This window comes from Ideonella azotifigens, from assembly GCF_006519715.1.
Taxonomy (GTDB): Bacteria; Pseudomonadota; Gammaproteobacteria; order Burkholderiales; family Burkholderiaceae_C; genus Ideonella; species Ideonella azotifigens.
On sequence record NZ_VIDT01000189.1, the window covers coordinates 1 to 8,560 of the forward strand.

The 8,560-nt window shown below is 67.6% G+C and carries 4 protein-coding genes; 3 read left to right on the forward strand and 1 reads right to left on the reverse strand.

The annotated features are described in order from the left end of the window. Nucleotides 1–558: 558 nt before the first annotated feature. Nucleotides 559–1,068 (forward strand): energy transducer TonB, encoded by a 510-nt coding sequence (locus FKP22_RS13340; protein WP_170200890.1) that lies wholly within the window; start codon nt 559–561, stop codon nt 1,066–1,068. A gap of 40 nt (nt 1,069–1,108) precedes the next feature. Here the strand turns inward: FKP22_RS13340 and uvrA are convergent, their stop codons facing one another. After that, complete coding sequence (uvrA, locus tag FKP22_RS13345; RefSeq protein ID WP_141287977.1) at nt 1,109–6,757, reverse strand: excinuclease ABC subunit UvrA; 5,649 nt, start codon at nt 6,755–6,757, stop codon at nt 1,109–1,111. 225 nt (nt 6,758–6,982) lie between these two features. Here uvrA and FKP22_RS13350 point away from each other — a divergent pair, with 225 nt between their 5' ends. After that, nucleotides 6,983–8,104, forward strand: a complete 1,122-nt coding sequence (locus FKP22_RS13350; protein ID WP_141287978.1) for an ABC transporter substrate-binding protein — start codon at nt 6,983–6,985, stop codon at nt 8,102–8,104. Nucleotides 8,105–8,257: 153 nt separating this feature from the next. Then, nucleotides 8,258–8,560 (forward strand): response regulator transcription factor (locus FKP22_RS13355; protein WP_141287979.1); only part of this gene is annotated, 303 nt, incomplete at its 3' end.

Consider the following 8,560-nt stretch of genomic DNA (forward strand, 5'->3'; position numbering starts at 1 on the left):
CAAGCGGCAACCGCACCGTCGCAGGCCGCAGGCCGCCAGTTCTGCTTCCTGGACCTCAGCCCGCGGCCCAGCGCCGGTCAGGAGGTGGCGCCCGCGAGCTACCGGCTGCAGTTGCACGTGCTGCCACTGCAAGCGGGCGCCGCCGATTGCAAGACCGGCGCCGCCGAGCGCTGAACCCGTTTCTTCCCAACACCTGCGCCGTGCTGACTGTTGGTTGGGTGACCCGGTGAACACCTCGCAGCCGCATGCATCACGGACGATGCTGCGAGCTCGCCAGACCTGCCACGACCTTAGGCGGCCCCCACCGACTTCACGAAACCCAGAGCGATTCAGCATGTCGCCCGCCGAAGATCGGCCATCGACCAATCCATGCAAATGTTCCCACCCTTCTTCAAGGCCTGTCTCAGTGCATCCCTCGCATGGCTGACGATGGTCACTCATGCGCATGCGGTAGAGCGACAGGCAGAGGCCTCGCTCGTGGCGCCCTTCACAGCGTCTTTCGTCCAAGGATCGTGCGCGCCTCTTCCCAGCACGCTAAGTGGGGCTCGTTTAGGCCGCTTGGACATCCGATTCAGGGTATCCGCCGCAGGCGAATTGCTCCAGGTTGAGCAGGTCGGCCAGACCCGCTATCCGGACTTTGACAATGCCATGCTCGCTGCGCTGAAGACATGCCGATTCCAACCTGGGACTGTCGAAGGCAAGCCCGCGGAAAGCGTTGGCCAGATCTTTGCGGACTATGTGTCGCCTAACAAGATCGGGGACACCAACATGGCGCAGGAACAGCGCATGAGAGTCGACGTAGCAACGTGCGCACCGACCGGTGCCGAATACCCACCCGAGTCAGCCTCACTTGACGAGAGGGGGACGGCGAATGTGACGATCACGGTGTCCGCAGAAGGCAAACTGGAGAAGGCCGTGATCCGAGACTCCAGCGGGTACCCGAGATTGGATGAAGCGTCACTGAAGGTGGCGACCAGGTGCAAATTCGCCCCTGGTCGGAACCTTTTCGGAGGCGACCAAGGTGCCACGCTGACCATCAACTACCGCTGGACTTTGGAAGAGCGCTGAGCCGCGCAAACGCATCGTCAGAGGGCTCGGGCGGGCACCGTCAGCGGCCTAGCACTGGCGCCAATGCCACACCAGTCGCCGTGCCGGTCGCCACCAGGGTTTCGGGCGTGCCAGCGCAGACGATGCGGCCACCCGCGTTGCCGCCATCCGGGCCCAGGTCGATGACCCAGTCGGCTTCGGCGATCACGTCCAGGTCGTGCTCGATCACCACCACGCTGTGGCCGCCGTTGACCAGGCGGTGCAGCACGTGGATGAGCCGTTCGACGTCGGCCATGTGCAGGCCCACCGTGGGCTCGTCCAGCACGTACAGCGTGTGCGGCGGCTTCTGGCCGCGGCGGGTCACGTCGTCGCGCACCTTGCTGAGTTCGGTCACCAGCTTGATGCGCTGGGCCTCGCCGCCGGACAGCGTGGGCGACGGTTGCCCCAGCGTCAGGTAGCCCAGGCCCACGTCCTTCAGCAACTGCAGCGGGTGGCCAATGGCCGGCATCGAGGCGAAGAATTCCACCGCCTCGTCCACTTCCATCTGCAGCACGTCGCCAATGCTCTTGCCGCGCCAGGAGACGGCCAGGGTTTCGGCGTTGAAGCGCTGGCCGTGGCACAGGTCGCAGGGCACCTTCACGTCCGGCAGGAAGCTCATTTCCACCGTGCGCATGCCCTGCCCTTCGCAGCCGGGGCAGCGGCCTTCGCCGGTGTTGAAGCTGAAACGGTTGGGCGCATAGCCCCGCGCCTTGGCTTCCAGCGTCTCGGCGAACAGCTTGCGGATCGCGTCCCAGAAGCCGATGTAGGTCGCAGGGCAGGAGCGCGGCGTCTTGCCGATGGGCGTCTGGTCGACTTCCAGCACGCGGTCCACCGCGCCCCAGCCAGTGAGGGACGCGCAGCCGCTCAGGATGACGGATGACGCGGCCGCCTCGTCCGGCTTGCGGCCCTTGGCGATGACCAGCGCGGCGACGTTGGTCAGCAGCACGTCACGCGCCAGCGTGCTCTTGCCGGAGCCTGAAACGCCCGTGACGGCGACCAGCCGGTGCAGCGGCACGTCCACATCCACGTCCTGCAGGTTGTGCAGCTTGGCGCCGCGCAGCGCGAGCGAGGGCGTGGCGCCGCTGAGCACGCGCCGCTCGTGCAGCGGGTGCTTCAGCGGGTTGGCCAGGAAACGGCCGGTGATGGAATCCGGGTTCGCGGCCAGCGCCGCCGGCGAGCCTTCGGCCACCAGGCGGCCACCGCGCTTGCCGGCGCCGGGGCCGATGTCGATCACATGGTCGGCACGGCGAATCGTGTCCTCGTCATGTTCCACGACGACCAGCGTGTTGCCCTTGTCGCCCAGCTTCTGCAGCGCATTCAAGAGGATGCCGTTGTCGCGCGGGTGCAGGCCAATGGTCGGCTCGTCCAGCACGTAACACACGCCTTGCAGGTTGCTGCCCAGCTGGGCGGCCAGGCGAATGCGCTGCGCCTCGCCGCCGGAGAGGGTTGGCGCGGCACGGTCCAGCGTCAGGTAACCCAGGCCGACCTCGGACAGGAACTCCAGGCGGTTGCGGATCTCGGTGATCACGTCGCGCGAAATGCCGGCCTCGCGGCCTTCGAGCTGCAGCCCGGCGATCCAGGCATGCGTGTCGCGCACTGACCATTCGGCCACGTTCTGGATGCCCAGGCCGCTGAAGGTGACCGCGCGGGACACCGGATTCAGGCGTGCGCCGTGGCAGTCCGGGCAGGACTGGTCTTCCAGGCCCTCGACTTCCGGCTCCTCGCTGGGGAAGCTTTGCTCGCGGCCCTTGTTGTCGTCGTCGCGCACGCTGTCGTCGAAGGCCTTGCGCTGCTCGCGCGTCAGCGCCAGGCCTGTGCCCACGCAGCCGGTGCACCAGCCGTGCTTGCTGTTGTAGCTGAACATGCGCGGGTCCAGCTCGGGATAGCTGGTGCCGCAGACAGGGCAGGCGCGCTGGGTGGAGAAGACCTGCACCTGGCCGATGCCCACGGTGCTGTCACCTTCCTCGATGCGCTCGGCCAGTCCGTCCAGCGGGAACAGCAGGTGCATCACGCCCTTGCCCACGTCCAGCGCCTCGGCCAGCAGGCGGCGCAGCTCGGGTTCGTTGTCCGCGCTCAGTACCAGGTCGCCGACCGGCAGCTCCAGCGTGTGTTCCTTGAAGCGGTCCAGCCGCGGCCACGGGTCCACGCGCACGAACTCGCCGTCCACCCGCAGGTGGCTGTGGCCCTTGCCCTTGGCCCATTTGGCCAGGTCGGTGTACACGCCCTTGCGGTTGACCACCAGCGGCGCCAGCAGGCCCACGTGCTGGCCCTTGTGGTCGCGCAGCAGCTGGGCGGCAATGCTCTCGGCGCTCTGCGGCATCACCGGCGCGCCGTCCTTGGTGCAGTGCTGCAGGCCCAGTTTGACCCACAAGAGGCGCAGGAAGTGCCAGACCTCGGTGGTGGTGGCCACCGTGCTCTTGCGGCCGCCGCGCGACAGGCGCTGCTCGATGGCGACCGTCGGCGGAATGCCCCACACCGCGTCCACCTCTGGCCGGCCGGCCGGCTGCACGATGGAGCGCGCGTAGGCGTTCAGCGATTCGAGGTAGCGGCGCTGGCCTTCGTTGAACAGGATGTCGAAGGCCAGCGTGGACTTGCCCGAACCCGAGACGCCGGTGACCACCGTGAACTTGCCGCGCGGAATGTCCACGTTCAGCGACTTCAGGTTGTGCTCACGGGCATTGATGATGCGGATCGCGTCCTCGCCTTGCCGCTTGGCCTTCACCGCCTTGCCCAGGTAAGCCCCGGCCGAGACCTCGCCGGCATGCAGCGCACCGTCGTACTCGCGCAGCGCCTGGCCGGTGTGCGAGGTGGGGTGGGCACGCAGGTCTTCCGGCGTGCCGGTCGCGACCAGCTCGCCGCCGGACTCGCCGCCTTCCGGCCCCAGGTCCACCAGCCAGTCCGCGGCGCGGATCACGTCCAGGTTGTGCTCGATCACCAGCAGCGAGTGGCCGGCATCCAGCAGCTTGCGCAGCGCGCGCATCAGCTTGGCAATGTCGTCGAAGTGCAGGCCGGTGGTCGGCTCGTCGAAGACGAACAGCGTGCCCTTCTTCGCCACGGGCTGGCGCGGCGCGCCGGCCGCTTCGGCCAGGTGGCCGGCCAGCTTCAGGCGCTGGGCTTCGCCGCCGGACAGCGTGGGCACCGGCTGGCCCAGGCGCACGTAGTCCAGGCCCACGTCGACGATGGGCTGCAGCGTGCGCACGACTTCGCGGTCATTGGCGAACAGCGTGACGGCTTCATGGACAGTGAGTTCCAGCGTGTCAGCAATCGACAGGTCCCGCCCGCCACGCTGGATCTTCACGTCGAGGATCTCGTTGCGGTAGCGGCGGCCGTCACAGTCCGGGCAGCGCAGGTAGACGTCCGACAGGAACTGCATCTCCACGTGCTCGAAGCCCGAGCCGCCGCAGGTCGGGCAGCGCCCGTCGCCGGCGTTGAAGCTGAACATGCCGGCGGTGTACTTGCGCTCCTGCGCCAGCGGGGCGACCGCAAACAGCTTGCGGATCTCGTCGAACGCTCCGACGTAGCTGGCTGGGTTGGACCGCGCCGTCTTGCCGATGGGCGACTGGTCCACGAACACCGTGTCCGACAGCCAGTCCGCACCCAGCAGGAGGTCGAAGGCACCAGGCGATTCGGTCGCCTTGCCGAAGTGGCGCTGCAGCGCCGGCACCAGCACGTCCTGCACCAGCGTGCTCTTGCCGGAACCCGAGACGCCGGTGACGACGGTGAGCCGCTGCAGCGGGAATTCGATGTGCAGGTTCTTCAGGTTGTGCTCGCGCACGCCCTCCAGGATCAGCTTGGGCGTGTTGGCGTCCACGAAACGCCGGAAGCCCATGCCCACGCTCTTGCGTGCGCCCAGGTAGGCGCCGGTCAGCGTGTCGGCATTGCGGGCCTGCTCGGGCACACCGTCGAACACGATCTGCCCGCCGCGCTCGCCGGGGCCGGGGCCCATGTCGATCAGGCGGTCCGCCGCCAGCATCACCGCCGGGTCGTGCTCGACGACGACCAGCGTGTTGCCTGCGTCGCGCAGCCTGTGCATGGCCTGCACGATGCGGTTCATGTCGCGCGGATGCAGGCCGATGCTGGGCTCGTCCAGCACAAACAGCGTGTTGACCAGCGAGGTGCCGAGCGCGGTCGTCAGGTTGATGCGCTGCACCTCGCCGCCGGACAGCGTGCGGCTCTGGCGGTCCAGCGTGAGATAACCCAGGCCCACGTCGCTGAGGTATTTCAGCCGGTGCTGCACTTCTTCGAGCAGCAGCTTCAGCGCTTCGTCGCGCAACGCGTCCGGCAAGCTCAGCTTGTCGAAGAAGCCGCGCAGCCGGTCGATCGGCAGCTGCATCAGGTCGTGCAGCGCCAAGCCGGGCAGCGCCTCCAGCTGCTCGCGGGTCCAATCCACGCCGACCGGCATGAAGCGCCGCTCGGCCGGCAGCTGCGCGTCCGCATTGGCCTTGGTGCCCACGCGCCACAGCAGCGATTCCAGCTTCAGCCGCGCGCCGCCGCAGGTGGGGCACGGCGTGTAGCTGCGGTACTTGGACAAGAGCACGCGGATGTGCATCTTGTAGGCCTTGCTCTCCAGGTACTCGAAGAAGCGGCGCACGCCGTACCACTGCTTGTTCCAGTTGCCGGTCCAGTTCGGCGAGCCGTTGATGACCCAGTCGCGCTGGCCTTGCGTGAGCTGGCCCCAGGGCGTGTCGCGCGGGATGCCGGCCTCGCCGGCGTAGGTGATCATGTCGTCCTGGCTCTCCTTCCAGGCCGGCGTCTGCATCGGCTTGATCGCGCCGTTGCGCAGCGTCTTGCGCTCGTCCGGGATCACCAGCCCCAGGTCCACGCCGATCACCCGGCCAAAGCCGCGGCAGGTCTCGCAGGCGCCGTAGGCGGAGTTGAACGAGAACAGCGCCGGCTGCGGCTCGCCGTAGCGCAGGTCGCTCTCGGGGCAGTGCAGGCCGGTGGAGTATTTCCAAAGGTCCTGCTCGCCCTCCTCCTTGAGCGCATAGACGGCCAGGCGGCCCGTGCCACGCTTGAGGCCCAGCTCGATGGCTTCCATCACCCGCACACGCTCGGTGTTCGAGAAGCGGAAGCGGTCGGCCACCACGTCGAGTTGCTTCTTGTCGTCCACCGTGCGCTCGGCTTGCACGCGGTTGAAACCGCTGGCGGCCAGCCACTGTTCGAGCTGCTCGGCGCTGGTGTTCGCCGGCAGTTGCACAGGGAAGGTGACGACCAGGCGCGGGTCACCCGCCGCCTCGGCCCTGGCCTTCAGGTCCTCGTAGATGGTTTCCGGCGTGTCGTGGCGCACCGGCAGCGCGGTCTTGCGGTCGAACAGCTGGCCGGCGCGGGCGAACAGCAGCTTCAGGTGGTCGTTCAGCTCGGTCATCGTGCCGACCGTGCTGCGGCTGGTGCGCACCGGGTTGGTCTGGTCGATGGCAATCGCCGGCGGCACGCCGTCCACCCTGTCCACCGCCGGCCTGTCCATGCGGTCCAGGAACTGGCGGGCATAGGCCGAGAAGGTCTCGACGTAGCGGCGCTGGCCCTCGGCATACAACGTGTCGAACACCAGGCTGGACTTGCCCGAGCCGCTGGGACCGGTGACCACCGTCATCTCGCCGGTGCGGATGTCCAGGTCCAGGTTCTTCAGGTTGTGCTGGCGGGCGCCGCGGATTTGGATCAGGCCAGAGGACATGGAAGGGGTGCGAGGCAGGCAGAACCCGATATGTTGTCACGCCCCGGGGGCCTCGCGGCGGCCAGGGTTGTTGCCAAGGTGCAACCTTGCGTGCAACGCTCATGCTCGCGTCATGGGCAGGCGAGACAATCCCCGCGCTTGCTGCGGGCCGGTCAACCGGCACTGCAGCGCGGAAGAGCTGCCAGACCAGCCACCTTTTTTCTTGTCGTTGTCGTTGGGAATCACATGAAATTGAACCGTCACTGCCGCGGATGGGTTGTTGCGACCCTGGCATGCCTCGCCCTGTGCCCCGCCTGGGCCCAGATCAAGATCGGCCAGACGGCCGGCTTCACCGGCCCGGTGGCGGCTGGCGTCAAAGAGACGACCGAGGGCGCCAAGCTCTACCTCGACAGCGTCAACAAGAACGGCGGCATCAACGGCCAGACCATCGAGCTGATCTCGCTGGACGACAAGTTCGAGCCACCGCTGGCCGCCGAAAACGCCAAAAAGCTGATCGACGACGGCGTGCTGGCGCTGTTCCTGACCCGCGGCACGCCGCACAACCAGGCCATCATCCCGCTGGTGACGGCCGCCCGCGTGCCGCTGATCGCGCCGTCCACCGGCTCGATGGTGATGCACCAGCCGGTGCAGCCCTGGGTTTTCAACGTGCGCGCCTCGTACCAGCGCGAAGCCGAGCGCGCGGTGCGCCACCTGAGCCTGATCGGCATGTCGCGCATCGGCCTGGTCCACGTCAACGATTCGTTTGGCGAAGACGGCGCCAAGGGCGCGATGACCGGCTTCAAGGCGGTGGGACGCGAACCGGCAGTGGACGAGAAGTTCGACCGCGAGAAACCCGACCTGGCGCCCGTGATCGCCAAGCTGGTCAAAGCCGACGTGCAGGCGGTGATCGTGGTCGGCAGCGGCACCGTGGTGGCCGACACGCTGGGCAAACTGCGCGCCGCAGGCTCGAAAGCGCAACTGGTCACGCTGTCGAACAATGCCTCGCAAGGCTTCATCAAGACCCTGGGCGACAACGCCCGCGGCACCATCATCACCCAGGTCTTCCCGTACGAGCGCTCGATGAACAACGGCATGGTCAAGGAAGCCATGGGCCTGGTGGCCGCGCAGGGCAAGGGCGTGGAGCTGACGCCGGCGATGCTGGAAGGCTTTGCCGGTGCCAAGGTGCTGGTCGAAGCCCTGCGTCGCGCCGGGCCAAACATCACCCGCGAGCGCATCAGGTCCTCGCTCGAAAGCTTCAAGCGCTACGACCTCGGCGGCCTGGAAGTGAGCTTCTCCAGCACCGACCACAGCGGCCTGGACTATTCGGACCTCTCCATCGTCGGCGAGGACGGCCACTTTCATCGTTGAGCACGGCCAGCGGGCTTTTGTCACGACCGGCCTCGCTGTGTTGCTGCAAGGTTAAGCGCAGGTGAATAGGGGGCTGTCCACCGGACTGATCCCCGGCTGCGATCAAGGGGATGTCCGTAGGCTCTCAGGCATGGATTGCTTTGCCTGAATGCCATGTCCGACCACCCCACCCCGACTGCCCTGCCACCCGCCGACCGGCGCCCCCACCCTGCTGCCCGCGTGCTGGTGGTGGACCCCGACGCCGACAGCCGCCAATGGCTGAGCATGTGCCTGGAGCCGCACGGCCACCAGGTGCAGGCCACCGACGACACCCAGCTCATCGAGCACGCCGGCCGGCGAGGCTTCGAGCTGCTGGTGATGGACCCCAGCCCGTCGCGCAGCGGCCACCGGCCCGATGCTTGGCAACAGCTGCGCAACCTGCGCGAGCTGGGCAGCCACATTCCGGTGCTGGTGCTG

What these genes read in the sequence shown, in the direction of transcription:
- uvrA (WP_141287977.1), bottom strand. Translation starts at nt 6,757, where the DNA reads ATGTCCTCTGGCCTGATCCAAATCCGCGGCGCCCGCCAGCACAACCTG.
- FKP22_RS13350 (WP_141287978.1), top strand. Translation starts at nt 6,983, where the DNA reads ATGAAATTGAACCGTCACTGCCGCGGATGGGTTGTTGCGACCCTGGCA.